The 23958-nt window shown below is 66.0% G+C and carries 24 protein-coding genes; 8 read left to right on the top strand and 16 right to left on the bottom strand.

Features of this window, described 5'->3' with window-relative positions; genetic code table 11:
• Positions 1-134 precede the first annotated feature (134 nt).
• The 4 genes from AC3WS4_RS23635 to AC3WS4_RS23620 are packed head-to-tail and all read left to right on the top strand — an operon-like array spanning position 135 to position 6521.
• Positions 135-2441, top strand: a complete 2307-nt coding sequence (locus AC3WS4_RS23635) for a TonB-dependent receptor (RefSeq protein WP_492740681.1) — start codon at positions 135-137, stop codon at positions 2439-2441.
• A 4-nt stretch (positions 2442-2445) separates the two neighbouring features.
• The gene (locus AC3WS4_RS23630; protein WP_492740682.1) at positions 2446-3402 is read left to right on the top strand and encodes an alpha/beta hydrolase; all 957 of its coding nucleotides are present in this window, start codon (positions 2446-2448) and stop codon (positions 3400-3402) included.
• 3 nt (positions 3403-3405) lie between these two features.
• Positions 3406-4914, top strand: coding sequence for an alpha,alpha-trehalase TreF (gene treF / locus AC3WS4_RS23625; protein ID WP_492740684.1), 1509 nt, complete (start codon positions 3406-3408; stop codon positions 4912-4914).
• A gap of 17 nt (positions 4915-4931) precedes the next feature.
• Complete coding sequence (locus tag AC3WS4_RS23620; RefSeq protein ID WP_492740685.1) at positions 4932-6521, top strand: long-chain fatty acid--CoA ligase; 1590 nt, start codon at positions 4932-4934, stop codon at positions 6519-6521.
• A gap of 159 nt (positions 6522-6680) precedes the next feature.
• Here the strand turns inward: AC3WS4_RS23620 and AC3WS4_RS23615 are convergent, their stop codons facing one another.
• The 14 genes from AC3WS4_RS23615 to trbB all read right to left on the bottom strand — a co-directional run bounded on the left by AC3WS4_RS23615 (position 6681) and on the right by trbB (position 18930).
• Positions 6681-7694, bottom strand: a complete 1014-nt coding sequence (locus AC3WS4_RS23615) for an alpha/beta hydrolase (protein ID WP_492740686.1) — start codon at positions 7692-7694, stop codon at positions 6681-6683.
• On the bottom strand, positions 7694-8923 hold the full coding sequence (locus AC3WS4_RS23610; RefSeq protein WP_492740687.1) for an MFS transporter: 1230 nt from the start codon (positions 8921-8923) through the stop codon (positions 7694-7696). Before AC3WS4_RS23610 ends, AC3WS4_RS23615 begins: the two co-directional genes overlap by 1 nt.
• Before the next feature lie 647 nt (positions 8924-9570).
• Positions 9571-9771 carry a helix-turn-helix transcriptional regulator gene (locus tag AC3WS4_RS23605; protein ID WP_492740688.1) on the bottom strand — a complete coding sequence of 67 codons (201 nt, stop codon included), beginning with the start codon at positions 9769-9771 and terminating at the stop codon, positions 9571-9573.
• Positions 9768-9992: a DUF2274 domain-containing protein gene (locus AC3WS4_RS23600; protein WP_056350365.1), complete on the bottom strand. Its 225-nt coding sequence runs from the start codon at positions 9990-9992 to the stop codon at positions 9768-9770. The genes AC3WS4_RS23605 and AC3WS4_RS23600 overlap by 4 nt, the downstream gene beginning before the upstream one ends.
• Positions 9989-11095 (bottom strand): TraB/TrbI/VirB10 family type IV secretion system protein, encoded by a 1107-nt coding sequence (locus AC3WS4_RS23595; protein ID WP_492743026.1) that lies wholly within the window; start codon positions 11093-11095, stop codon positions 9989-9991. Before AC3WS4_RS23595 ends, AC3WS4_RS23600 begins: the two co-directional genes overlap by 4 nt.
• 116 nt (positions 11096-11211) lie before the next feature.
• Complete coding sequence (gene trbG / locus AC3WS4_RS23590) at positions 11212-12048, bottom strand: P-type conjugative transfer protein TrbG (RefSeq protein WP_492740690.1); 837 nt, start codon at positions 12046-12048, stop codon at positions 11212-11214.
• Positions 12045-12728, bottom strand: a complete 684-nt coding sequence (gene trbF / locus AC3WS4_RS23585) for a conjugal transfer protein TrbF (protein WP_492740692.1) — start codon at positions 12726-12728, stop codon at positions 12045-12047. Before trbF ends, trbG begins: the two co-directional genes overlap by 4 nt.
• Positions 12729-12732: 4 nt before the next feature.
• A complete protein-coding gene (gene trbL, locus AC3WS4_RS23580; protein ID WP_492740693.1) occupies positions 12733-14013 on the bottom strand; it encodes a P-type conjugative transfer protein TrbL in 1281 nt (426 codons plus the stop codon).
• On the bottom strand, positions 14010-14261 hold the full coding sequence (gene trbK-alt / locus AC3WS4_RS23575; protein ID WP_056350357.1) for a putative entry exclusion protein TrbK-alt: 252 nt from the start codon (positions 14259-14261) through the stop codon (positions 14010-14012). The genes trbL and trbK-alt overlap by 4 nt, the downstream gene beginning before the upstream one ends.
• A gap of 1 nt (position 14262) precedes the next feature.
• A complete protein-coding gene (gene trbJ, locus AC3WS4_RS23570) occupies positions 14263-14973 on the bottom strand; it encodes a P-type conjugative transfer protein TrbJ (protein WP_492740695.1) in 711 nt (236 codons plus the stop codon).
• 6 nt (positions 14974-14979) lie between these two features.
• The gene (gene trbE / locus AC3WS4_RS23565; RefSeq protein WP_492740696.1) at positions 14980-17412 is read right to left on the bottom strand and encodes a conjugal transfer protein TrbE; all 2433 of its coding nucleotides are present in this window, start codon (positions 17410-17412) and stop codon (positions 14980-14982) included.
• The gene (locus AC3WS4_RS23560) at positions 17409-17669 is read right to left on the bottom strand and encodes a VirB3 family type IV secretion system protein (RefSeq protein WP_492740697.1); all 261 of its coding nucleotides are present in this window, start codon (positions 17667-17669) and stop codon (positions 17409-17411) included. The genes trbE and AC3WS4_RS23560 overlap by 4 nt, the downstream gene beginning before the upstream one ends.
• Positions 17669-18001 carry a TrbC/VirB2 family type IV secretion system protein gene (locus AC3WS4_RS23555; RefSeq protein ID WP_492740698.1) on the bottom strand — a complete coding sequence of 111 codons (333 nt, stop codon included), beginning with the start codon at positions 17999-18001 and terminating at the stop codon, positions 17669-17671. Before AC3WS4_RS23555 ends, AC3WS4_RS23560 begins: the two co-directional genes overlap by 1 nt.
• The gene (gene trbB, locus AC3WS4_RS23550) at positions 18001-18930 is read right to left on the bottom strand and encodes a P-type conjugative transfer ATPase TrbB (RefSeq protein ID WP_082396305.1); all 930 of its coding nucleotides are present in this window, start codon (positions 18928-18930) and stop codon (positions 18001-18003) included. Before trbB ends, AC3WS4_RS23555 begins: the two co-directional genes overlap by 1 nt.
• A gap of 266 nt (positions 18931-19196) precedes the next feature.
• On the opposite strand from trbB, the gene AC3WS4_RS23545 reads away from it, so the two are divergent.
• From AC3WS4_RS23545 to AC3WS4_RS23530, 4 genes are all read left to right on the top strand, one after another.
• Positions 19197-19715: a helix-turn-helix transcriptional regulator gene (locus AC3WS4_RS23545; protein WP_077029198.1), complete on the top strand. Its 519-nt coding sequence runs from the start codon at positions 19197-19199 to the stop codon at positions 19713-19715.
• 79 nt (positions 19716-19794) lie between these two features.
• Positions 19795-20103 carry a hypothetical protein gene (locus tag AC3WS4_RS23540; protein ID WP_492740699.1) on the top strand — a complete coding sequence of 103 codons (309 nt, stop codon included), beginning with the start codon at positions 19795-19797 and terminating at the stop codon, positions 20101-20103.
• A 41-nt stretch (positions 20104-20144) separates the two neighbouring features.
• Positions 20145-20633: a hypothetical protein gene (locus AC3WS4_RS23535; RefSeq protein ID WP_492740700.1), complete on the top strand. Its 489-nt coding sequence runs from the start codon at positions 20145-20147 to the stop codon at positions 20631-20633.
• A 77-nt stretch (positions 20634-20710) separates the two neighbouring features.
• Positions 20711-21553 carry a JAB domain-containing protein gene (locus AC3WS4_RS23530; RefSeq protein WP_492740701.1) on the top strand — a complete coding sequence of 281 codons (843 nt, stop codon included), beginning with the start codon at positions 20711-20713 and terminating at the stop codon, positions 21551-21553.
• Here AC3WS4_RS23530 and AC3WS4_RS23525 read toward each other — a convergent pair.
• Both AC3WS4_RS23525 and AC3WS4_RS23520 read right to left on the bottom strand, forming a co-directional pair.
• Positions 21529-21960, bottom strand: coding sequence for a CopG family transcriptional regulator (locus tag AC3WS4_RS23525; RefSeq protein ID WP_440859438.1), 432 nt, complete (start codon positions 21958-21960; stop codon positions 21529-21531). The genes AC3WS4_RS23530 and AC3WS4_RS23525 overlap by 25 nt on opposite strands.
• Positions 21957-23951 carry a conjugal transfer protein TraG gene (locus tag AC3WS4_RS23520; protein WP_492740702.1) on the bottom strand — a complete coding sequence of 665 codons (1995 nt, stop codon included), beginning with the start codon at positions 23949-23951 and terminating at the stop codon, positions 21957-21959. The genes AC3WS4_RS23525 and AC3WS4_RS23520 overlap by 4 nt, the downstream gene beginning before the upstream one ends.
• Positions 23952-23958: the final 7 nt, after the last annotated feature.

Here is a 23958-nt window from a genome sequence, read left to right as displayed (position 1 = left end):
GATATCAGTTATCGACTTGCCCTATTGATAGCGCCCCGGCGGCTTGAAGCAAGAGCTATTGACATCGATATCATCTTCCTTCATCCGCTGTCTCGACCGGATGAATCCGGCTATCCTTTGGGAGGGAAGAGATGATGTCGATGCGTTCCGCCTTTCTTGTCGCACTGGCTTGCAGCGCCAGTTTGCTGCCCGCCGCCGCGTTCGCGCAGGCCGATGCGGCGCCCGCCGACCAGCCGGACACGTCGGCCGAAGACGGTCGCGGCCTCAATGACATCATCGTCACCGCGCGGCGCCGCGAAGAAAAGCTGCAGGACGTGCCGATCGCCGTCACCGCCTTTACCGACGAGGCGCTCGAGCAGAAGGGGGTCACCGATCGCACCTCGCTCGCCGACAACACCCCCTCGCTGTTCACGATCAGCGGCGGCTACCCGCGCGAGTTCGCCTATTTTGCGCTGCGCGGGCAGGGCCCGGCCTTCGGATCGACCCCGGGCGTGGTCAATTATTTCGCCGAGGTGCCCAACAGCGTCAACGTCGACGGCCGCGTCGGCACCTATTTCGACCTCGCCAACATCCAGGTGCTCGCGGGGCCGCAGGGCACGTTGTTCGGCAAGAATGCAACCGGCGGCAACATCCTCTTCGAACCCGTCAAGCCGAAGAATGCATTCGAAGGTTATGTCCGCGTCCAGCTCGGCAATTACGACGACCGCCGGATCGAGGGCGCACTCAACACGCCGATCGTCCCCGGCCGCGTGATGCTGCGCATCGCGGGCGAGGTCGGGCGCCGCGACGGCTATACCAAGGACGTCGGCCCGTTCTTCGCGGGCAAGGATTATGACAATCTCGCCTATGAAAGCTTCCGCTTCGGGCTGACCCTGCGCCCGACCGACAATGTCGAACTTTATACGATGCTGCGCTATTATCACTCGGACAACAATGGCGGCGGCACCGTGCTCGGCGCGTACAACCCGGCGGCGGGTTTCGACGCCACGCCGCTGGGGCTGGGCTTCCTGCCGGTGGCGGCCTTCTATCCAGGCGTGCTGACCGCGGTCGCCGAACAGCAGGCGCGCGGCCCGCGCCGCGTCTCCTATGACCTCGACCAATTCTCGGAGACGAAATATTGGCAGGTCATCAACCAGGCGTCGGTCCAGCTGACCGACAACATCAAGCTGCGCAACATCGTCAGCTATTCGGAGCTGCGCACGATCTACGGCTATGATTATGACGCGATGCCCTTCCCGATCGCCGGGCAGCGCGGGCGCATCCCGACCGTCGCACCCAATTTCTTCACCGAGGAACTGCAGCTGCAGGGCACTTTGTTCGACGACGCGGTCGATTTCTCGGTCGGCGGCTATCTCGACCGCCAGAGCTGGAGCGATCCCGCGGGGATCGAACAATATACTTTCTTCCCCATCGGCACCCTGCTTCCGACGATCTCGGGCTTCTTCACCCAGACGAACAAGAGCGAGGCGGTCTTCGGGCAGGCGACCGTCGACCTCGGCAAGCTGTCCCCCGCGCTCACCGGACTCAGCATCACCGGTGGCCTCCGCTACACCTGGGAACATAGCTTCACCTCGCAGACGATCGGCGGTCCGCCCGCGGTCTCGGGCTCGGTCGACAGCGATTATCCGAGCTACACCGCGACCCTCGACTATGATGTGACGCCCGGCGTCCACGCCTACGTCACCGCGCGCGACGCGTATAAGTCAGGCGGCGTCAACGGCCCGGTGCCGATCGGTTCGGCATTCCGCACCTATGCGCCCGAACGCCTCTCCGACATCGAGGTCGGGCTGAAATCGCAATTCTCGCTCGGCGACGTCGACGTGCGCGCCAATGTCGCCGCCTATCGCGGCATCTACGACAATATCCAGCGCACCACCGCGGAGGCGGTGCAGACGCCGGCCGGCACGGTGCTGCTCAACGTCACGCGCAGCGCGGCGAAGGGCAAGATCCAGGGGGTCGAGCTGAACCTCGCGGTCATGCCGGTGCAGGGGCTGACGCTCAACGGCAGCTATTCCTACATCGACGCACGCTACACCGAAGTGGCGGATGCGAGCGCGGGGGCGATCCTGAACGGCGCGCCCTTCCCCTACACCCCCAAGCATAAATTCTCGGTCGGCGGCTCGTACGAGACCTCGCTCGGCAGCGTGGGCGACCTTGTGCTCGCGGCCAATTATGTGCGTCAGACCAAGGTCTCGACCGCGCAGACCAACAGCAGCTTCTATAATTTCCTCCCCGCCTATGGCCTGCTCAACGGCAGCATCGGGCTGAAGGACGTCGGCGGCCGGCCGATCGACCTCAGCTTCTTCGTCAACAACCTCACCAACGAGGCGAAGCCGGTCGGGGTGCTCGACCAATATGCGCAGTCGTCGGGCATGGTTGGGCTGACCTATAGCGAGCCGCGGATGTACGGGGTGCGGATCGGCTATCGGTTCGGGAACTGATCCGATGGCAGACCGCCCCGTACAACCGCCCTTCGCGCCGACTGTCAGCGAAGAAGCGCGCGCCGCCATGGCGCCGCTCCTCGCCGCCGGCTCGGCACCCGAGATGACCGCGACGCTGATGCGCAACGCGATCACGCGCAAGGCGGTCCGCGCCGCCGCAGCCAATCATCTGAGGCCGCTGAACAAGAGCCGCGCCAGGCGGTTCGACGTCGAGGTGAGCAAGGACAAGATCGCGGGCGTGCCGGTCAAGCTCGTCCGGCGTCGGGCAAGCGAAGCGGCCGCGGACCAGCGGCTGCTGATCAACTTCCACGGCGGCGGCTTCATGGTCGATTCGGGGTCGGAGACCGAGACGATCCCGATCGCCGGGCTGACCGGGATATCGGTCGTCACGGTGATGTACCGCATGGCGCCCGAACACCCCTTCCCCGCCGCGGTCGACGATGCGCTGGCGGTCTACACCGATGCTCTCTCGCAGCGACCGGCGACCGCGATCGGCATTTACGGCACCTCCGCCGGCGCCGTTCTGACGGGACAGCTTCTGGCGCGGATCAAGGCCGAAGGCCTGCCGATGCCCGCGGCGGCAGGCGTCTTTTCCGGGTCGGCGGACCTCGCGCTGGTCAGCGATTGCGAGGCGTTTCTGCCGTCGATCATGGGCGCACGGACCGCGCCCGACACGTTGGCCGACTATAGCGCCGGGACCGAGCGCACCGACCCGCTGCTGTCGCCGCTCTATGGCGACCTGTCGGGCCTGCCGCCGACGCTGCTGATGACCAGCACCCGCGACCAGTTGCTCAGCCAGACCGTGCGCTTCCATCTGGCGCTGCGCAAGGCCGGGGTCGATGCCGACCTTATGGTCTATGAGGGCATGCTCCATGCCTTCTGGGCTTATATGGAATGCCCGGAAACCGAAGACGCGCTCGCGGCGCAGGCCGCCTTTTTCAGCCGCCATCTGGCCCGCTGAGCCTTGACCCGACCCACCATGCACCCCGACCCCAGTCCCGCCGACCTGTTCGGCCCGCTCCTCGCCAAGGTGCAGGAGCGCGCGATTCTGCCCGACGGCAAGACCTTCGTCGACGCGCTGCCGAAGCGCCCGGTCGCCGAGATCATGCGCGATTTCGCCGTCCTGGCGCCGGGCGACGACGCGCTGCGTGCCTTTATCGCGGACAATTTCGATCTGCCCGCGACCACCGAAACCGCAGGACGCACCGCCTCCGCCCAGCCCGTCCGCGCGCGGATCGGCGCGATGTGGAAAGAACTGGCGCGCGCACCCGATGATCTTGTCACAGGCGGATCGGCACTGCCCGTCCAGCACCGGCACGTCGTGCCGGGCGGGCGCTTCCGCGAAATCTATTATTGGGACAGCTTCTTTACCATGCTCGGCCTCGTCCGCGACGGCGAGCTCGAACTCGCCAACGGCATCGTCGACGCGATGACCGACCTGATCGAGGCGCATGGCCATGTCCCCAACGGGACGCGGACCTATTATCTCGGCCGGTCGCAGCCGCCGCTGTTCCACATGATGGTCGAACTGCTCGACGACCGCCGTCCCGATGTCGCGGCGCGGCGATTGTCGGCGATGAAGCGCGAACATGGCTGGTGGATGGCCGGCACCGACGAACTGGTGCCCGGTCAGAGCGCGGCGCGCGGCGCGCGGCTGGCGGACGGCCGCTTGCTCAACCGCTATTGGGATCCGCGCGACACGCCGCGCGACGAAAGCTGGCGCGAAGATGTCGCGACCGCCGCGCAAAGCGGCCGCCCCGCCGGCGAAGTCTATCGCGACCTGCGCGCCGGGGCCGAAAGCGGCTGGGATTTCTCGTCGCGCTGGTTGGGCGACGCCACGCTGGCGTCCATCCGGACGACGGCGATCGCCCCGGTCGACCTCAACGCCTTTCTGTTCGGACTCGAAACCGCGATCGCCGCGAGCCCGGACGCCGAGGCCGGTCGTTATGCCCGACTGGCGGAGCAACGGCGCGACACGATGAACCGCCACTTGTGGAACGCCGAGGGCGGCTATTTTGCCGACCATGACATCGACAGCGGCGCATTGCGCACGCCGCTCACCGCCGCGGCGCTCGCCCCGCTCGCAGTCGGTGCCGCGACGCAGGAGCAAGCCGACAGCACCGCCCGCGTGGTCGCAAGCCACCTTCTCGCGCCCGGCGGCCTGCGCACGACGCTCGTCGAGACCGGCGAGCAATGGGACCGCCCGAACGGCTGGGCGCCGCTGCAATGGATCGGCGTCGCGGGTCTGAAACGCTATGGCCATGACGCGCTGGCACGCGACATCGCCAGCCGCTGGGTCGACACGGTCGGCGCGACCTTCGCCCGCACCGGCTTGCTGTTCGAGAAATATGACATCGAAGCGGCCACCGTCGGCGGCGGCGGCGAATATGAGGCGCAGATCGGTTTTGGCTGGACGAACGGCGTGACAGCCGATTTTATCGACGGCTACGCGCTCCTGCCCTCCGGCAAGTGACGCACTGCGGGAGAGAAATGACGATGCTGCCCGGCCTGATGCAGGATGCCCCGCTGCAGATCAGCGCGATCCTGACCCACGCCGCCCGCGCCCACGGCGCGCGCGCGATCGTCTCAAAGTGCGTCGACGAACCCTTGTGGCGCTACGACTGGGCCGGCTGCGAGCGGCGGTCTCGGCAGGCGGCACAGATGCTCGGCACGCTCGGCATCGCCGGGGGCGACCGCGTCTCGTCGCTGGCGTGGAACACCCACCGGCACCTCGAGCTTTTCTATGCCGTCCCCGGCATCGGCGCGGTGCTCCATACGGCGAATCCGCGGCTCAGCGACGAGCAGATCGCCTTCACGATCAACCATGCGGGCAGCCGCATCCTCTTTTTCGAGGCAAACCTCGCCGACCTCGTCGAGCGGCTGAAACCGCTGCTTCCCGCCATCGAACATTTCGTCCTGCTGGGCGATGCCTATGAAAATCTGATCGCCGCCGAGGATGGCGAATTCGACTGGCCGCGCTTCGACGAAAAGGCCGCGGCCTTTCTCTGCTACACCTCGGGCACCACCGGCGATCCCAAGGGCGTGCTCTACAGCCATCGCTCGATCGTGTTGCACGCGATGGCGGCGGGGCTGAGCAGCGCCTTCGGGTTCAGCGCCTTCGACACGATCATGCCCTGCTCTTCGATGTATCACGCGACCGCCTGGGGCCTGCCCTTCGCCGCCGCGATCAATGGCTGCAAGCTCGTGCTGCCGTGCGACCGGATGGACGGCGCCAGCCTCGCCGACCTGATCGCCGGCGAGGGCGTGACCTTCTCGGGCGGCGTCCCGACGATCTGGACCATGTATCTCGCGCATCTCGAGACCAGCGGCCGTGGCGTCGGCGATTTAAAGCGCCTCGTCATCGGCGGATCGGCGGTACCGCGCGCGATGGCCGAGACCTTCCGCGAAACATATGGCGTCACCGTGCTCCAGATCTGGGGCATGACCGAGACCAACCCGCTCGGCGTGATTTCGACCCCGACCCCGCTGCTGGCAGCCGAGGGCGAGGACTATGCGACCGAGACGATCCTGACGCGGCAGGGCCGGATGCAGTTCGGCATCGAACTGCGCATCATCGACGACGACGGCGCGCCGCTGCCGTGGGACGGCGAGCAGGCCGGCGCGTTGCAGGTGCGCGGGCCGTGGGTCGTCGATCGCTATTATCCCGACTTACCCGCCGCCCATGCCGACGGCTGGTTCGACACCGGCGATATCGGCACGATCGACCGCTTCGGCTTCCTGCGCCTGACCGACCGCGCCAAGGACGTCATCAAATCGGGCGGCGAATGGATCAGTTCGATCGACCTGGAGAATGCCGCGGTCGGCTGTCCCGGCGTCCGCATCGCCGCGGTCATCGGCGTGCATCATCCGAAGTGGGAGGAACGACCGTTGCTCGTCATCGAGCCGCACGACGGTGAGCGGGTCACCGCCGCGCAAATCCGCACCCATCTCGAAAGCCGCGTCGTGCGCTGGTGGATGCCCGACGATATCCTGTTCGACACCGTCCCGCTCACCGCGACGGGCAAGATCGACAAAAAGACGCTGCGCGACCGCTACCGCGACCATCTGGCGAAGGGCTGATCGCGGCCTCCAATTTGCCGTCACCCCGGGCTTGACCCGGGGCCTGCCTTGTCTTCGATCGACGGCGACGGAAGGAAGGCGGGTCCCGGGTCAAGCCCGGAATGACGACGGGACATGAGGCTACGCCCGCGTCCCATCCCAAAGCCGCCGCCCCGCGCGCTATTTCGCGCCCGCCAGCCTATCCTTCAAAAACCGCGCAACCAGCTCGTTCGCCTGATCGCTCTCGGGCGCCGCCATATAGGCCCAGAAGGCGTGCGGCAGCCCGTCGAACACCACCAGCCGCGCGTCGACGCCCTTTTCGGTCAGCGCCCGCGCGAAGATCGCTGTCGGGCTCAGCAAGAAATCGCGCGAACTGGTGAGCAACAGCGTCGGCGGAAATTTCGACACGTCGCCGCGGATCGGCGACAGGATCGGGTCGGTCATCGCCGTCTTGCCCGCATAGGCCGCGACCCAGTCGAAGCCCGGGCCCGGCATCCAGCTTTCGGAATCGCCGCGCACCCCCAAGTCGGCGCTGCCCGAGAGAAAGCCGAGCGCCGCCGGCATCGGCCCGCCGCTGCTCGCGAGCTTCGCGACGAGTTGCCCCGACAGGACCGCGCCCGCCGACGTCCCGAACACTGCGATTTGCTTCGCGCCCCGCTCCTTCTCAAGCGCCTGATACACCGCTAGCGCATCGTCGAGCGCTGCCGGATAGGGGTTCTCGGGCGCCAGCCGATAGAGCACCGCGACCACCGGCAGGCCCGTGCGCGCGGCAATCGGGATCGTCTCGGTCAGCGATCCCGAATCGATCGCGAAACCGCCGCCGTGCAGGTTGAGCAGCACCGGCCCCTTGCCGAGCGCGCTCACTCCCTTGGGATAGATAATGCGCACCCGCACCCCGGCGATCGTCGCTTCCTCGACCCTTACCTCGTACCGCTTCTGAAGCGCGGCCCCCATGCTCGCCTGCATCGCACCGATGAAGGCGCGGATGTCGGGGAGCGGCGGCAGCGGATCGGGCATCGCCTGCGCCGCCGCGGCGGCGGCCGCCGCCTTGCCTTCGGGGCTCAATGTGTCGGGCAGCGGCCAGTTCTGCAGGCCCAGCGTCGGCAGAGCGGCGGGCGCGACCTGCGCGGCGACGGGAGTCGGCATCGCGCTGGTCAACAGTGCGGCGAGAAGGATCGTTATGCGGCGCTTCATCATTCGGCTCCCGATACGGACATGGCGTCCTGATTGGGGTGGGTGTCGGTGGCGCTGCGCCGCGGCCAGGCGCAGAGCGCGCCGAGCAGCGCGAGCACCGACATGGCCAGATAGGCGACCGCCAGACCCTGGTTCCACAGCAGCCCCGACCCGACCATCGCGACCGCGAGAACCGCGCCGAGCAGGACCGCGTTCATCCCCTGTGCGGTGGCGGTAAGATGGCTGGGTACCCGGCGCGCGATCACCAGCATGATCCCGAGGATCGTCCCGGTCGCGGTGATGCCGTTGAGAAGCTGCCCCACGACCAGAACCGGCAGGCCGGGACTCGTCGCCATGATCGCCCAGCGCAGCGCGCCGGCAATCGCCCCCGCCACGATCAGCAGACGCGGGTCGCGGTTGCCGAGCAGCTTCGCGCCGAACCAGAAGGCCCCGATCTCCGCCGCGACCGCCAGCGCTTGCAACAGGCCGATCACCGTGGTCGAAATGCCCTGCGCTTCCCACTGAATCGCGCCGAAGCTCGTCAGAACGCCGTGGCTGCCCATGATCAGCGACGCCGCGACCATCGCGAGAATCAGGCCCCCGTCGCCGAACAGGTCGCGCCAGCGGCCGCCGACCGCCGCATCGACGGCGGTCAGCTTGCGGTCCGCAGGCAGCAGGACCGCGACGATCGCCGGAGCGATCAGCAGTGTCGCGACCATCAACGGCAACATCTTGAGGCCGAACATACTGATCGCCCAGCCGGCGGCGGCGTTCGACACCACCACCGCGATCGATCCCCAGACGCGCAATCGACCGAAATCGAGCGACCGGCTGCGCACCGCCATCACCGCATAGGCGTCGGTGAGCACCGGAATCTGGTCCCACATGATCGAAAAGATGATGACGATGACGATACGCCCGGCATGATCGGGCTCGCCGAGCAGCAACAGGATGATCGCCGCCGAGGCGAGCGAGGTATAAGCGATCGCATTGCGCACCCATCCGCGCCGCCCGACGAAGGCCGCAAAGGGCGCGACGGTCAGCAGCCGCAGGATCATCGGGATCGCGAGCAGCACGCCGATCTCCTCGGCCGAGGCACCGGTGGATTTCAGCCACAGCGGCAGGAAGGCGAAAAAGCCATAATGGACATAGAGCGCGAGATAGAGGCCCGACACGACGAACCCGAGCCGCCCCGGATCGGCGCCGCCGGAAACCGTTCGCGGCGACGCGCTGCCCTGTGTCGAATCCATCGCTCTCTCCCGTTATGGGCCGCGCATAATCAAAATTGATATCGATGTCATTCAAATTCGCATCGAACGAAAGGCATCACGCCTCGCAGTCCGCGCGAAGCGGGGCGGGGAAGCTATTCTGAGGGAGGATGGTGGCAGGGCTTGTATCGAACGCAAAAATTAGCGTCTAATTTAACAATAGGTTAGGTCGTCAAGAGGGCTTAATTCCCCCACACTTTCCCCCACACTTTCGTTCATTAGGCGAAAAGATTCGAACGACCGTATTCAGAAGCGCATCCATTTTCGTGGAAAAACTCGTCTCGATCAACCCCCGTTTCGAATGAGAGAACACTCGCTCGTCTGATCAATGCAAACGATGAGAATGAGCCGGAGCGGTCACAGCATTGCTCCGGCCGGAACACCGTCGAGGAGTGGGCAGCGACAGCCTGCGATTGATTTCTGCTGGGGAGTGTTGCGGCGACCATTCGGGCAGATCCGAGAGTTGCGGCCACCGCGCATACCGGATGATGCGCCGTATGGAGACAGTCGGGCAGCGCTTGTCGCGCGGGTGCCGAGACGCTGTTTGAGTGCGGCTTGGCAATGGCCGAGCCTTATCGTCAATCCAATCAACTATCCACGCGGGTGAGAAGGCGCGCGGCAACCCATTCTCAGGTGTCGGCTCGGTAAGAAGGTGGGTCCTCAATCCATTGATCAAGCTGCGATTCACGCCAGCCGACCGAGCTTTTGCTCAGACGGATTTGCTTCGGGAAAGTCCCTTCAGCGATTTTCTCGTAGATCGTCGATCGCGACAATCCCGTTCGCGAAATAACCGTCGGGAGGCGTACGAGTCTGTCCGTTCCTCCGCTCATGCTTTCCTCCGACGTTGCTTGCTGAACTCCCGATCACTTCCGATGAACCGTTCCACCATCGGCGCGATTAATTTTTCGGGCGCGAGCGGGGTCGCCAACCCGGTCAATTTTGCGTGGATGGCCGCATAGTCCGCAAGATCGCGCACGAGGGATCCTGGCAGCTCGACAGTCAGCTTGACCGGCCGCTCCTCGACGACCGGACCGAGGCGCAGCTTGCTCATCGCCGGCTCGTCGCCAGCTGTTCCTCGAGAATAAGATCTCGGGTCACGATCACTCGCAAGGAGAAGCCCGGCCGCACTGTGAGCGTAGGCGGAACGGAAAGTTCGCGTTCGACTATCCGACGCCCGGCCTCGTTCGTGCTGTCCTGCAAACCCGAGCGTAGGGCCCGGACGAGGTCACCATCGCCGTCTGCGGCAAGCTCCGTGCCGATCCCAAGGAACGATGACACCAACGCTGCCCGAAGCATCCGGCCCCAGTGATTGTTCACCCGGTCCTCGGCACCGGCCATACCCGAGGCGTCGCCCGCCGGCTGGCGATCGAGCCGGATTGACCCGCCGCCCGGAAGAATGAGACGATCCCATGCAAGTAGGATGCGGCGCTGGCCCGCCGCCACGTCGCTGTCATACTCGCCGACAAGCCGCGCACCTTGCGGAATGAGGAGCAACCGCCCAGTCGGGCTATCGTAAACATTCTGCGTGACCTGCGCGGTAATCTGGCCGGGGAGGTCGGACCGGATTCCCGTGATCAGAGCGGCGGGGATAACCGTGCCAGCCTGAACCACGGCCGCCGAACTCGGCGCGACGATCCGCTCGGAGCTTTCGAACGCGCGCTGCGGCCCGCTGGCTAGAAAGGCTTTGCGCGCCGCCGTAGGCGTATCCGCCTCCTTGGCCGGATCTGCGGCTGCCGGCTGGGCATCAAGAATTCCGGGCGCGGCGGCCGCCGCGCTGCCGCCGCTCAGAAACAGGCGGCTTCCCTCGGCCGCCTCGCGCTCCTGCAGTGCGCGCTGCCTCGCCTGCTCCCGCGCGATTTGCCGGGGATCAGGCGTTGGCGGCCCCATCGCCGGGACGGGAACAGGCTCGCCCGCCTTTTGCGCCGACACAATCGGCCGACCGAGGTCCCCGGGGAGCGGCGGCCCGAGCTTGGGGACGGCGCCATAGTCTGCGGGCGCCCCGGTCACGGCCTCGGACCGGTTCGGCGACGTAACCTCGTAGAGCTCCTGCGCCGCCTTCGGATCGACCGGGCGCAGCGCCCAGAGAAGCGCGCCGCCGATTGCGATCCCGGCGGTGCCGCCGAGCACCGCAAGCGTCTTGCGCGAAAGGCGCATGACGCGAGGCAGTTCGCCCTCAAGACGAAAGCCGTCGGGGCTCGCAGGCGCTACCACTGCCGCGTCAGGTGCCATTTCAGCGGTCGGAGCCTCGCCTTCGGCGTCCTCTGGCCGGCTCACGGGCGTACCCGCGCAGCCGACGCATCGCGAACGATACGGACCTTCTTCGCCGCCTTTCCGGCGCCCAGGCGAAGCTCGCCGCGATCGAACAACCGGTCGACGATCATGAAGCGGCCGTCGACGCGGTAGTTCAGCAGCTCGGCCGCCCCCTTCTCGCCGACCGCAAAGAGCGGCGGCATCTCGCCGGTCGCGATCGAAGGGCTGAACTCAACAAAGAGCTGTCGGCCGTCGTCGAACGCGCGCACCGGGCGCCATGGCACCTTGTCGCCGCTGATCCGGTAGGCGAAGTTAAGCGACGGGAGATTGATCCCGCTGGCGACGGGCGCGGCCCTCACACGCTCGGCTTCGGCCGCGCGAAGCGCGATCAGCTCGTCCTGCGGATAGCGCCACGAGACTGCGGCCATATAGGTCGAAGGCGTCGCGCGCAGTTCAATGTGGTAAGTTCGGCGGCTCGTGTTGATGATCAGATTTGTAACAATTTCGGGCCGCGTTGGTTTCACGAGGATATGAACGCGCCGCGTCGCGCCCTCGCCGCTCAGCGTGTCGCCGATGATCCACCGAACCGTATCGCCCGCGGCGACCGGACCGGGTCCGACAAGCTCCTCTCCTTCTTGCAGCGCGATGTCGGTCACCTGCCCCGGTGCCGTATAAACCTGGAACAGCGCGCCTTCGGCCCAGGCATATTGCTGGATCGCATTGAGGAAGGTCGTGCGCTCGGGCTGCACGCGCGCCGCGTCATTGGCGCGGCCGACCTGAGCGCGCGGATCGCCGGGTGCGGCATGTAGCGGAATGGCGAGCAGGGCAGCACTCGCAAGCAGGGAAATCCTCATCATTGATTGAGCTCCTTCGAAAGATTGATCGCGGTCACCCGGAGACCGAGGGGATTTTTCTGCAAGGCTTCGGGGGTGCGCGGCGGCACGATCGTGACCGTCACGATCGCCGACCAGCGCGAGGTCTCGATGAGGCCGCCGTCCTGATAACGGCGCTCGGTCCAGGCGATGCGGAAGCTGTCCTTCGACGCGCGGATCACGCTCGATACGTCGACTGCGACCTGCCGCTTACCGACTTCGGCGAACGGGTCGTTGTGCCGCGCATAGTCGTTGAGCGCCTGCGCCCCCGAAGTAGCCGCAAAATCATAAGCGCTGAGCCAGTTCGCACGCAGCACCACGGGATCCGCCGGGATCGAGCGGATATGCTCGATGAAGCGCGCGAGATGGAAGGCGACCTGCGGATCGGTCGGCGCATAGTCGGCATCCGCCGGCGCGACCGTCCTGGCCTCGCCGAGCTTGTCGATCTCGACCACCCAAGGGGTGATCGTGCCGCGCAGCGACTGCCAGACGAGCGCCGAGGCGAGCCCGCCCGAGAGCGCGAGGCAGCCGAAGAAGGCGAGCCGCCAGTTCTTCGCCTGAATCCGCGCGGAGCCGATGCGGTCGTCCCAGATCTGGGCGGCACGCTGGTAGGGCGTCACCGGCTCGGGCGATTTTCCATAATGTTGGTGTGGTCGTCGGAACATGATCTCAATCCTTCTGGCTGATGTCGGGGGCTGAACCGGCGCCGTGGCTGTCGCCTTGCTTCAGGGTCTGCGCGGCGACCGTGGCGCCCGAGGTGATCGCCTGCCGCCGCTTCATCGCGGCCGCCCAGGCCGGCTGACCGGAGGTCTCCGCCCCGGCAGCTGCGGGCGCGGCTTTCCCGGCCTGCCCCTCGGCATAATTCTGGCGGAGCTTGGCGGCCGCCTGCCGCAGCGGCGAGCCAGCGCTGCTCGCAGCGTCGCGCGCGACATTGGCCATGCCCGAACCGAAGGCCCGCATCCCCGACTTGCCGGCAGCGTCGCGGGCATAGGAGGCCGAGGCAGCACCGGCGGCCCGAGAAGCTCCCGCCGCTCCCTTCCCGGCCATCGACGCGGTGGCACCTGTTGCAAGCGTGGCCCCTGCGGCGCCGGCGGCGATCGTCGCACCGGCGGCGAGCGTGGTTCCGGCGGCGGCGCCTGCACCGAGCTGCGGTCCGCCGGCAACGATGCCGTTGGCGACGCTCGGACCGAAGATGCCGAGACCGAGCAGCGTCAGCGCGCCGAGTGCGATCGCCATCACCTCCCGAATGTCGGGTTCGGTGCCGAGTCCGGCCTCCATGAAGCGCTCGAACAGCGTGACGCCGATGCCGGTGATGACCGCGAGGACAAGCAGCTTGATACCCGACGAGATGACATGGCCGAGCACACGCTCGGCCATGAAGGCCGTGCGGTTGAAGAAGGCGAACGGCAGCAGGACGAAGCCCGCGAGTGTCACGAGCTTGAATTCCAGGATCGTGACGAACACCTGCACCGCGAGGATAAAGAAGGCGAGCACCACGATTACCCACGCGATCAGCAGGATCAGGATCTGGACGAAGTTGGTGAAAAGCCCGACCGGGCCGACGAGATCGGCGGTTGCATCGAGCAAGGGTTCGGCGGCATCGAGCCCCGTCGCAGCGATCATGCCCGGGCGCATGAAGTCGCCGATCGCCATCGCCCCGCCGCTCGCCTTCAATCCGAGGCCCGCGAAGCTTTCAAGCAGGATGACGCTCAGCGCCTGGAAGTTGCCGATGATGAAGGCGAAGACACCGATATAGAGCGTCTTCTTGACGAGCCGCTGCAGCACATCCTCGTCAGTACCCCACGCCCAGAAGAGCGCGGCTATCGTCACGTCGATCACGATCAGCGTCGAGGAGAGGAAGCCCACCTCGCCGCCGAGCAGCCCAAAGCCGCTGTCGATATAGGTCGAGAAGACCGACAGGAAATTGTCGATAACACCGGTGTCGTTCATTGCTCGGGCTTTCCAGAACGGAAGAAATGGCGCCGTCTCGCTTCCCACGCCGCCTCGCACTCGGGATCGGTCTGGGTGGCGGTTCGGCAGCGACGCAGCGTGTCGCCATAGTAGGGGGGTGCGTCCGCTCCGGAGATCTGGGGAGCGGACGCACGGGGCGCGGGCGGTTCGAGCGCGGCGATGAGGGCAAGGGTCAGTGCAAGACCCAGGACGATTGCCGCCATCACCAGCCCGCCCGCCCGGCCCATCTCAATTGCCCTTGCGGAAGCGGCGGAAGCGTTCGCGGCCTTCGGCTTCGGCAGCGGCCGCGCGCGCGGCATCGAGCATCTCGGCGCGCCCCTGCGCCGTCATGACGGCGGCAAGGTCGGCGATCTGCTGCGACTGGATCGCGAGCAGCTGATTGCCCGCCTGCGCGGCCTGAAGCGCGCCGGTGGCCGACTGGCTGGCGCCGACGACAGTCGAGATCGACGTCCGCGTCCCGCCCATGTTCGAAACGATGCCGGCCTGCACCTTCATCGCGTCCTCGAAGGCGCCGACGCTGTCCTTCCAGCGCGCCTCGGCGTTGGCGACGAGCGCCGACGTCGGGCCCGAAAAGGCGGTGCCCTTGTAGCGCTGCTCGAAGTCCTTGCGGATGTCGGCGACGTCATAGGCAATGCCTTCGGCCTCGCTCAGCAGCTGCTTCGTCTGGTCGATCTGCGCCTGGAGTTCGCCGAGCGTCGAGACCGGCAGGCTCTGCAGGTTGCGCGCCTCGTTGAGCAGCGAGGTCGCCTGGTTCTGGAGCTGCTTGATCTGGTTGTTGATTTGCTCGAGCGTGCGCGCGGCAGTGAGGATATTCTGCGAATAGTTGCGCGGATCGTGGACTATACCGCCGACCTGCGCGCTCACCGGCGCCGCGATCATCGGACCGGCGGCGGACGCGAGCAACGCCGCAGCCAGAACGCGGACGATATTCTTCTTCATCGGGGGTTACTCCTGGTTGGGGGCGACGGTGGGGGGAAGCAGCTCGGCCGCCCATTCGAGCTTGCGGTGGGAGAGCCAGGCGGCCGCGAACCCGTCGCGGCCGTGCGCGGCGAAGAGCTCGCCGATGCGGGTCTGGTCGGTCTTCGAGGAGGCGGCCGTGAAGGCGAGTGCAATGTCGCCGAGGCCCAGGTCGAAGAGGCGGTTGCCGCGGCGCGACTGGCAATAATAATCGCGCTTCGGCGTCGCCCGGCTCAATATCTCGATCTGCCGGTCGTTGAGCCCGAACCGTTCGTAGATGCGGGCGATCTGCGGCTCGAGCGCACGCTCGTTCGGCAAGAAGATGCGGGTGGGACAGCTCTCGATGATCGCAGGCGCGATGCTCGACGTCTCGATGTCGGCGAGGCTCTGCGTCGCGAAGACGACGCTGGCGTTTTTCTTCCTCAGGGTCTTGAGCCATTCGCGGAGCTGCGCGGCGAAGGCCGGGCTGTCGAGAACGAGCCAGCCTTCGTCGATGATGATCAGCGTCGGGGACCCGTCGAGACGCCCTGAGATGCGGTGGAAGAGATAGGAGAGCACAGCGCCCGCTGACGAGGCGCCGACGAGTCCCTCGGTCTCGAAGACCTGCACGAACGCGTCGCCGAGCCTTTCCTCGTCGGCATCGAGCAGCCGGCCCCAAGGACCGCCGACGAGATAGGGCGCCAATGCCTGCTTGAGTTCGATCGACTGGAGCAGCACGGCCAGACCGGTGAGCGTCCGCTCCCCGACCGGCGCGGTTGAGAGCGACGTCAGCGCCGTCCAGAGGTGCTCCTTCGCCGCGGGATCGATCTCCACGCCCTCGCCCGCGAGCATCGCGGCGAGCCATTCCGCCGCCCAGTTCCGCTCCGCCGCTTCGTCGATCCGCGCGAGCGGCTGCAGCGCCACCCCGCCTTCTGCGTCGTGCAGCGCACCGCCGAGATCCTGCCAGTCGCCGCCCATCGCGAGCGCAGCAGCCCGGATCGAGCCGCCAAAGTCGAAGGCGAATATCTGCGCCCGCGGATAGCGGCGGAACTGCATTGCCATGGTGGCGAGGAGCACCGACTTGCCGGCACCGGTCGGGCCGACGACGAGGCAGTGGCCGACATCGCCGACATGGAGGGAAAGGCGGAACGGGGTCGAGCCTTCGGTCTTGCCGTACAGCAAGGGGGCATCACCGAAATGCTCGTCCCGTTCCGCCCCCGCCCACACGGCGGATAGGGGTATCATGTGGGCGAGATTGAGCGTTGAAATGGGCGGCTGGCGGACATTGGCATAGACATGGCCGGGCAGCCCCCCGAGCCAGGCCTCGATCGCATTCATGCCCTCGATCGTGCAGGTGAAGTCGCGGCCCTGGATGACCTTCTCGACGAGACGAAGCTTCTCGGCCGCGAGCGCCGGATCGACGTCCCACACGGTGACCGTGGCAGTCACATAAGCGATGCCCGCATGATCGGCGCCGAGTTCCTGCAGCGCCACATCGGCGTCGGCGGCCTTGTTCGAGGCGTCGCTGTCCATGAGCACCGACTGCTCGTTGGTCATCACCTCCTTGAGGATCGCCGCGATCGACTTGCGCTTCGCAAACCATTGCCGCCGGATCTTCGTCAGCAGCTTGGTCGCATCGGTCTTGTCGAGCATGATCGCGCGCGTCGACCAGCGGTAGGCGAAGGCGAGCCGGTTGAGCTCGTCGAGCAGCCCCGGCCAGGTCGCCGACGGGAAGCCGGTAATCGTCAGCGTCCGCAGGTGCGACGTCCCAAGGCGCGGCTCGAGCCCACCGACGAGCGGCTCGTCGGTGAGCAGCGCATCGAGATAGACCGGCGTCTCGGGCACGCGGACGCGCTGCCGCTTGGTCGAGACGGTCGAATGGAGGTAGGTCAGCGTCTCGCCGTCATCGAGCCATTCGGCCTCGGGCATGAAGCCTTCGACGAGATGGAGGACGCGGTTCGTCCGGTCGGTGAAGCTCGCGACATGTTCGCGCGGGTCCACGCCCGAGCGCGTCATCCCTTCATAGAGCCACCCTTCCGCGCGCGAGGCATCCTCCGCCGGCGGCATCCACGAAAGAGTCAGGAAATAGCGGCTCTCGAAATGCGCCCCTTCCTCCCGGAACTGCTCGCGGCGCTCCATATCGACCAGCGCCGAGGCCGGATCGGGAAACTCCGATTGCGGATAGTCGCTCGCGGGCAGGCGCTGCGCCTCGACGAACACCGCCCAGCCCGAGCCGAGGCGCCGCAGCGTATTGTTGAGACGTGAGGTCACCGCGACCAGTTCGGCGGGCGTGGCGCTGTCGAGGTCGGGACCGCGGAAGCCCGCGGTGCGCTGCAGCGATCCATCCTTGTTCAGCACCACGCCCTCGCCCACCAGCGCGACCCACGGAAGAAAATCGGCAAGGCAGGCGGATTTCGAGCGATATTCGGCAAGGTTCATCATGGCCGCATCCAGACAGGATATTTGAGGTGACGCCTTGCGACGTCGACGAAGAGGGGATCGCGGCGCGCCGCCCAGACCGAGAGCGCATGGCCGATCGCCCAGATGGCGATGCCTGCGATCCAGAGGCGAAGTCCGAGTCCGATCGCCCCGGCAAGCGTGCCGTTGACGATCGCGAGCGACCGCGGCGCGCCGCCGAGCAAGATCGGCTCGGCGAGCGCCCGGTGAACCGGGGCGAAGAAGCCCGGAATCTCCTCCATCAGATCAGCGCTCCGCCGCCGAAGGAAAAGAAGGACAGGAAGAAACTCGACGCCGCGAATGCGATCGACAGACCGAACACGATCTGGACGAGGCGGCGGAACCCGCCCGACGTGTCGCCGAATGCGAGGCTGAGGCCCGTCACGATGATGATGATCACCGCAACGATCTTGGCGACCGGCCCCTCGATGCTCTCGAGGATCGATTGCAGCGGCGCTTCCCACGGCATCGACGAACCGCCGGCATGCGCCGGGGCGGAAACGACCAGCGCGACGAACAGCGCGGTAGAGCAGAGCATGGCGCGACGGGCGCCATGCCCGAAGGCATGGGTCATCATATTTCTCCTTCGGGGATGAGCGGGGTGATGCAGAACTGGCCGGTCACAGGGTCGAGGCCATCGACACGGGCAAGTTCGGAAAGGCGGCGCCCGGTGCCGTCGCGTACCAGCACGGCGACAAGGTCGATCGTCTCGGCGAGCAGCGCGCGCGGGACCGTCACCACGGCCTCCTGAATGAGTTGCTCCATCCGGCGCAGCGAGCCGAGTGCGGTCCCCGCATGGATCGTGCCGATACCGCCGGGGTGACCGGTGCCCCACGCCTTCAGAAGCTCAAGTGCCTCCGCTCCCCGGACTTCGCCGATCGGGATGCGATCAGGCCGTAGACGGAGCGAAGAGCGCACGAGGTCCGCTAGCGTCGCCACGCCGTCCTTCGTTCGCATCGCGACGAGATTGGGCGCGGCGCATTGAAGCTCGCGCGTGTCTTCGATCAGAACGATACGATCCGACGTCTTCGCAACTTCCGCGAGCAATGCGTTGGTAAGCGTAGTTTTTCCGGTTCCGGTACCGCCGGCCACCAGAATATTTTTCCGCTCGGACACTGCGCAGCGGAGGATCTCGGCCGAGAGGTCCGACATGATACCGGCGGTGGCATAATCGTGAAGGGTGAACACCGCCACGGCGGGCTTCCGGATGGCGAAGGTCGGCGCTGCCACCACCGGCGGCAACAGCCCTTCGAAGCGCTCGCCGGTCTCCGGGAGTTCGGCAGAGACGCGCGGCGAGCCAGCGTGGACCGCGGCGCCAACATGATGCGCGACGAGGCGAATGATGCGTTCGCCATCGGCGGCGGCAAGAAGGATGCCGCTGTCGGCGATGCCGATGCCCAACCGGTCCACCCAAAGACGGCCATCGGGGTTGAGCATGATCTCAATGACCGAGGGGTCGGCGAGCCATTCGGCAATGGCGCCGCCAAGCGCGGTCCGGAGCATGCGCGCGCCGCGTGCCTGCGGCTCATTGCCGGTCGATGCTGCGCCCATCGGAGTCCCCGTTCATTGGTCCGGGCAACGGCGCCCGGCTCGACGGGGACGAGTAAGAGACGCAGAAAAGTCCCGGCTTCAACAGGGATTTTCGCGCGTCAAACCATCGGAAAGAATGACTAGCCACTGCCTATGCAGCCGGCCCGGTCTGCAGCCATCTTACCGCGACTCACTCCGATGACGCTTGCGCGCGGCGCTATTTCGACAATCATGTAAACATGAATGATTCGGGGTCGCACCCACTTGACGACGAAGCTCGATGGAACCGCCTGACAGAGAAGCAGCGCGCGTGCCTTGACCTGCTCATCGAGCACAAGACCTCGAAAGAGATCGCGCGGCTCCTCGATATTTCGAAGCACACCGTCGATCAGCGGTTGAATCTGGCGCGCGACACACTTGGCGCGCAGGACCGGAACGAGTCCGCCTTCATCTACCGTCAGATGAAGGAGAAATACGACCGAGTGACATACGACGCGGTGGAGGTTCCGGCGACGCCGGCATTGGTGCGATCCGAGTTTCCGGACGGCGGCTCGCCCAACCTCATGGAACTGCACGACAGTTCGGCGTTGCGGGGCGGGTCATCGGGAATTCGCCCGCCGTTCAGAGGTCTTTTCAAGCGCGATCATAATTCGGCAAACCGGCTTTGGATCTATCTCGCCGGACTTGCCGCTGCGGTCTGGATTGTCCTGGGTGGTCTCGGCGTTGCCCAAGCGCTGAACCAGCTGATCCAGAACTGACCTCTCTTCAAATCGGTCCAATTGGCTGAGGCTCTGCGGCTTCGGCGAAGGAGAACCTATGTCTGAGAATATTGCCGCAATGGCGGCCCGGCTATATCGCGACGTCCCAAATGCCGAGGGAAGTATCGACGACGCGCTGATTGCCGTGGCTTCGCTCACCACCAGCGTCGTCATGGCCCGGCGCGCGATCGGCGCACCGGCGAAAACGGGCCAAGGAACGATCATACGCCTGGTCGAGGCGCAGATGTCGCTCGTCAAGGTCAGCGGCAGCATACTTCGCGCGCACAATGAGCTGGCCGAGATCGGCAAGGAAACGGCCGGGTACGATCTGCGCGAATGCCCGTCCGTTGCCGGCACCAAGGTCGTTCCGCTTTCTTCGGCTGCGTGAAGCGAATTGACCGAGAGCGATCCGCATGAAAAGTCACGAGAATGCGCATAGCCATTTTCGCCACGATATTGCTGATCGCTCTTCTCTATGCGGCGTGGAAGGGCGGCGGACCCGAGCGGGCGATGGTCGCGATCGCCGTTACCATCGTGATCTGGGATCGCTTGTTGGTCGCTTCTGGGCTGGTCTCCTATCATGTGCTCGATATTGGTTATCTCGCGCAAGACGCATTTGGAGCCCTAGCGACGCTTGCCCTGGCGATGGTCGCATACCGCTTCTGGACCATTCCCGCGGCGATCCTTCATGCTTTGCCCCTGCTCGCCCACCTGAGCCGAGCCGTGGACCTCTCCATCAGTCCTGTCGTGTATCTGACGATGCAGGTCGCATCGTCCTGGCTGGTGCCACCCCTGCTAATCCTTGCAACCTGGCATCACCAGCGTCGCCTGAAGCAGTGCGGCAGCGATCCGTCTTGGCACATCTCCTGGAAATCGCAGCCCCGGGACAAGGGGCAGCAGTCGCCAAAGCCCTCCTAGACGAATTCCAGTCGCTCGGCCGCCTGTGGGCGCAAGAACCCGAGGCCATAGCGAGAATCGTCGGCAGCAATTCTCCCGTGGCATCCCTCATCCTGCACGCCCGCGACGCCGCAATCGCGGCGGCGAGTTCCGACATCCGCGGAATTCGCATCGATCCGTTCGCAGCGGAGGTCAGACAGTATCTGATCTTGTCGATGGGCAGCCTTGCGGACGAGCGCTTCCGCATCCTGTTTCTGGATTCTTCGCACCGCCTGATTACCGACGAAGAGATGCAGCGCGGGACGATTTCCCAGATCAGCCTCTACCCGAGAACCATCTTTCGGCGTGCCCTCGAGGTGAACTCTGCCGCCATCATTCTCGTCCACAATCACCCGAGCGGCGATCCGAGCCCAAGCGCGGAAGATATCGAAGTGACGCGGCGTCTCGACCAGATTGGCAGATCGCTCGGGATCGAGGTGCTCGACCATATCATCGTCACCGCCGCCTACGCACATCACCTCATCAATCGCGATCCGACGACCACTCGGGAGGGGGCGGCACCTTTCACCCTCCGAAGCCCTGACAGCCAGCAGACCTCGGAGGACGAGGACCTGGCGCTCGCCAACGCACGGGCGACGATGCGGCGACGGCTGCTCCGCCAACAATTGCTCGGCGCGCCCGAGCTCTTCGGGGATCCGGCGTGGGAGATGCTGATCGATCTCTTCATCCACGAATGCGAGCGAAAGCCGATCTCGGTTACCTCGCTATGCGTTACCCCGAGCATCCCCATGAGCAGCGCCATTCGGCTCTGTCAGAAGCTCTGCGACGCCAATCTCATCCGGCGCAAACCGGATCTCTATGATGGTCGCCGCGTCTTCGTCGAGCTCAACCCCGACGTGTCCCACCGCCTCCGCGCCTATTTCCTCGCCGGGTCCGATTGAGCTTCGCCGCGGCTCAACTCTGCCGCCAGCTTGGCACCGCCGTCCATCCGCTTTGCGAGCGCATCGACAAATCCCTCCCATCGCCGTTTGCCGGTCGCCTGCGCAGCAGCCAGCGCGGCGTCGGGTATCGGTGTCGTGCTGGTCAGCCAATGCCGCACAAAGAGCGCCAGCGTCTCGTTGGTGAGGTCGGTATGCCATTCGAGCCGTTCGAGGAGCCGGACCAGGCGGTCGAGGCGCCGGATCAGCAGAGCTTCGGCCCGGTCCTGATCCTGTGGCAGCAACATGGTGGTGAGCGCCGCCTCGACGACCTCGGTCTTGGTGGTGCCGCGCTGCCGGGCTCGATCTTCCACGCTTCGCACGAGGCCAGCGTCGAGGCGGAACGTCTGCTTGATATGGGCGCGGCTCACAGGTCGATCCCGTCACCGGGATCGAGCGAGGCATTGCGCGCCGCGCGCGACAGGCGGCGATCCGCAGCCGCCCGGGCGCGGGCCGCGTCGCCCTGTGCGTCGTCGTCGGCATAGTCGAACTCGCCCTGCACGGGGCGGCTTGGCGGCGCTACATTCTCATGCGCAGGAAGCTCGGGTTCCTGCCGGATCCCGCTATTCGCAGCGTCGCTCTCGCCGTCATTCTGCTCCCTGGCTTCAGGCGCGGGCAATGCGAGGCGGACGGGAGCAGGCGCAGCCCCTTCCCTCCGCGCCCAGTCGTTGGGCTTCATCAGTCCGGCCTGCCGATCGGGCGGCGCGACGACCCGGGCACGGAACCGGGCGTCGAGAAAATATCGCGCCTTCCTCGCCCGGATCGGCGCCAGACCCGCGACCATCACGATCTCGTCGTCGGGCGGGAGCTGCATCACCTCGCCGGGCGTGAGCAAGGCGCGGGCCGTCTCGGTACGCGATACCATCAGATGACCGAGCCATGGCGAGAGCCGGTGGCCGGCATAATTCTTCATGGCACGCTGTTCGGTGGCGGTTCCGAGTGCGTCGGATATGCGCTTGGCGGTGCGCTCGTCGTTCGTCGCGAAACTGACGCGCACATGGCAATTGTCGAGGATCGCGTTGTTCTGCCCATAAGCCTTCTCGATCTGGTTGAGCGATTGGGCAATCAGGAAGGCCTTGATGCCGTACCCTGCCATGAAAGCGAGCGCGCTTTCGAAAAAGTCGAGCCGCCCGAGCGCCGGAAATTCGTCGAGCATCAGCAATAGCCGGCGCGGCCGTGCCGCGGGGTTGAGTTCCTCGGTCAGACGCCGCCCTATCTGGTTGAGAATGAGGCGGATCAGCGGCTTGGTTCGGCTGATGTCTCCCGGCGGTACGACAAGATAGAGCGAGACCGGGACATCATCCTCCATGAGGTCGGCGATCCGCCATTCGGACGATCCGGTGACGGCCGCGATGACCGGATCGCGGTAGATGCCGAGAAAGGACATGGCGGTCGAGAGCACGCCCGACCGCTCATTCTCGCTCTTGTTCAGCAGCTCCTGCGCCGCTGCCGCGACCACCGGATGAACCGATGTGCCGAGGTGCTTCGTCGTCTTCATGCGCCGCAGCGTCGTCTCGATCGGGCGGCGCGGGTCCGACAGGAAGGCGGCGACGCCCGCGAGCGTCTTGTCCTCCTCGGCATAAAGGACATGGAGGATCGCACCGACGAGGAGCGCGTGGCTCGTCTTCTCCCAATGGTTTCTTTTCTCGAGGCTGCCCTCGGGGTCGACGAGTACGTCGGCGACATTCTGCACGTCGCGCACCTCCCACTCCCCGCGCCGCACCTCGAAAAGCGGATTATAGGCCGCCGACGCCTTGTTGGTCGGATCGAAGAGCAGCACGCGGCCGTGCTTCGCGCGGAAGCCCGCGGTTAGCTCCCAATTCTCGCCCTTGATGTCGTGGACGATGCAGCTGCCGGGCCAGGTCAGCAGCGTCGGAATGACGAGGCCGACGCCCTTCCCCGACCGCGTCGGCGCGAAGCAAAGGAGATGCTCGGCGCCATCGTGTCTCAAGTAGCGTTTTCCGAGCCGTCCGATGATCACCCCGTCCTCGCCGAGCATGCCGGCGGCGCGAACCTCGCGTTCGCTCGCCCACCGCGCCGAGCCATAGGTCTCGGCGCGGCGCCGCTCGCGGGCGCGCCAGATCGACATGAAGATCGCGACGATGATCGACAGGAAGCCTCCCGAAGCGGCGATCGCCGCGCCGCGATAGAAGATCGGCGGCGCATAGGCATCGAAGGCGAACCACCACCAAAAGAAGGCCGGCGGGGGATAGACGGGATAGCCCGATAGGCGGAACCAGGGATCGCCGAGCGCCGCCTGATAGCCAAGCTCCCATGCCGTCCACTGCGTCGCGGTCCATACCGCGCCAAGGACGATCAGGAAGATGACGGTGATTTGTCCCCAGAGGATGCGGTCGTTCATGGCTATT

This window comes from Sphingopyxis sp. EU05-FHT14B03, assembly GCF_058790875.1.
Note: the sequence above shows the minus strand (reverse complement) of the source record. Positions and strands in the feature narration are given on the sequence as shown.

Bases quoted from the DNA above. Each gene is read 5' to 3' on its own strand.
- AC3WS4_RS23535 (WP_492740700.1), top strand. From the start codon at position 20,145: ATGCGCATAGCCATTTTCGCCACGATATTGCTGATCGCTCTTCTCTAT.
- AC3WS4_RS23635 (WP_492740681.1), top strand. From the start codon at position 135: ATGTCGATGCGTTCCGCCTTTCTTGTCGCACTGGCTTGCAGCGCCAGT.
- AC3WS4_RS23555 (WP_492740698.1), bottom strand. From the start codon at position 18,001: ATGACCCATGCCTTCGGGCATGGCGCCCGTCGCGCCATGCTCTGCTCT.
- trbF (WP_492740692.1), bottom strand. From the start codon at position 12,728: ATGTTCCGACGACCACACCAACATTATGGAAAATCGCCCGAGCCGGTG.
- trbK-alt (WP_056350357.1), bottom strand. From the start codon at position 14,261: ATGGGCCGGGCGGGCGGGCTGGTGATGGCGGCAATCGTCCTGGGTCTT.
- trbJ (WP_492740695.1), bottom strand. From the start codon at position 14,973: ATGAAGAAGAATATCGTCCGCGTTCTGGCTGCGGCGTTGCTCGCGTCC.
- AC3WS4_RS23560 (WP_492740697.1), bottom strand. From the start codon at position 17,669: ATGGAGGAGATTCCGGGCTTCTTCGCCCCGGTTCACCGGGCGCTCGCC.
- AC3WS4_RS23620 (WP_492740685.1), top strand. From the start codon at position 4,932: ATGACGATGCTGCCCGGCCTGATGCAGGATGCCCCGCTGCAGATCAGC.
- AC3WS4_RS23630 (WP_492740682.1), top strand. From the start codon at position 2,446: ATGGCAGACCGCCCCGTACAACCGCCCTTCGCGCCGACTGTCAGCGAA.
- trbB (WP_082396305.1), bottom strand. From the start codon at position 18,930: ATGCTCCGGACCGCGCTTGGCGGCGCCATTGCCGAATGGCTCGCCGAC.
- AC3WS4_RS23545 (WP_077029198.1), top strand. From the start codon at position 19,197: ATGAATGATTCGGGGTCGCACCCACTTGACGACGAAGCTCGATGGAAC.
- AC3WS4_RS23615 (WP_492740686.1), bottom strand. From the start codon at position 7,694: ATGAAGCGCCGCATAACGATCCTTCTCGCCGCACTGTTGACCAGCGCG.
- AC3WS4_RS23610 (WP_492740687.1), bottom strand. From the start codon at position 8,923: ATGGATTCGACACAGGGCAGCGCGTCGCCGCGAACGGTTTCCGGCGGC.
- trbL (WP_492740693.1), bottom strand. From the start codon at position 14,013: ATGAACGACACCGGTGTTATCGACAATTTCCTGTCGGTCTTCTCGACC.
- AC3WS4_RS23540 (WP_492740699.1), top strand. From the start codon at position 19,795: ATGGCGGCCCGGCTATATCGCGACGTCCCAAATGCCGAGGGAAGTATC.
- AC3WS4_RS23600 (WP_056350365.1), bottom strand. From the start codon at position 9,992: ATGAGCAAGCTGCGCCTCGGTCCGGTCGTCGAGGAGCGGCCGGTCAAG.
- AC3WS4_RS23520 (WP_492740702.1), bottom strand. From the start codon at position 23,951: ATGAACGACCGCATCCTCTGGGGACAAATCACCGTCATCTTCCTGATC.
- trbE (WP_492740696.1), bottom strand. From the start codon at position 17,412: ATGATGAACCTTGCCGAATATCGCTCGAAATCCGCCTGCCTTGCCGAT.
- trbG (WP_492740690.1), bottom strand. From the start codon at position 12,048: ATGATGAGGATTTCCCTGCTTGCGAGTGCTGCCCTGCTCGCCATTCCG.
- AC3WS4_RS23595 (WP_492743026.1), bottom strand. From the start codon at position 11,095: ATGCGCCTTTCGCGCAAGACGCTTGCGGTGCTCGGCGGCACCGCCGGG.
- AC3WS4_RS23605 (WP_492740688.1), bottom strand. From the start codon at position 9,771: ATGAGCGGAGGAACGGACAGACTCGTACGCCTCCCGACGGTTATTTCG.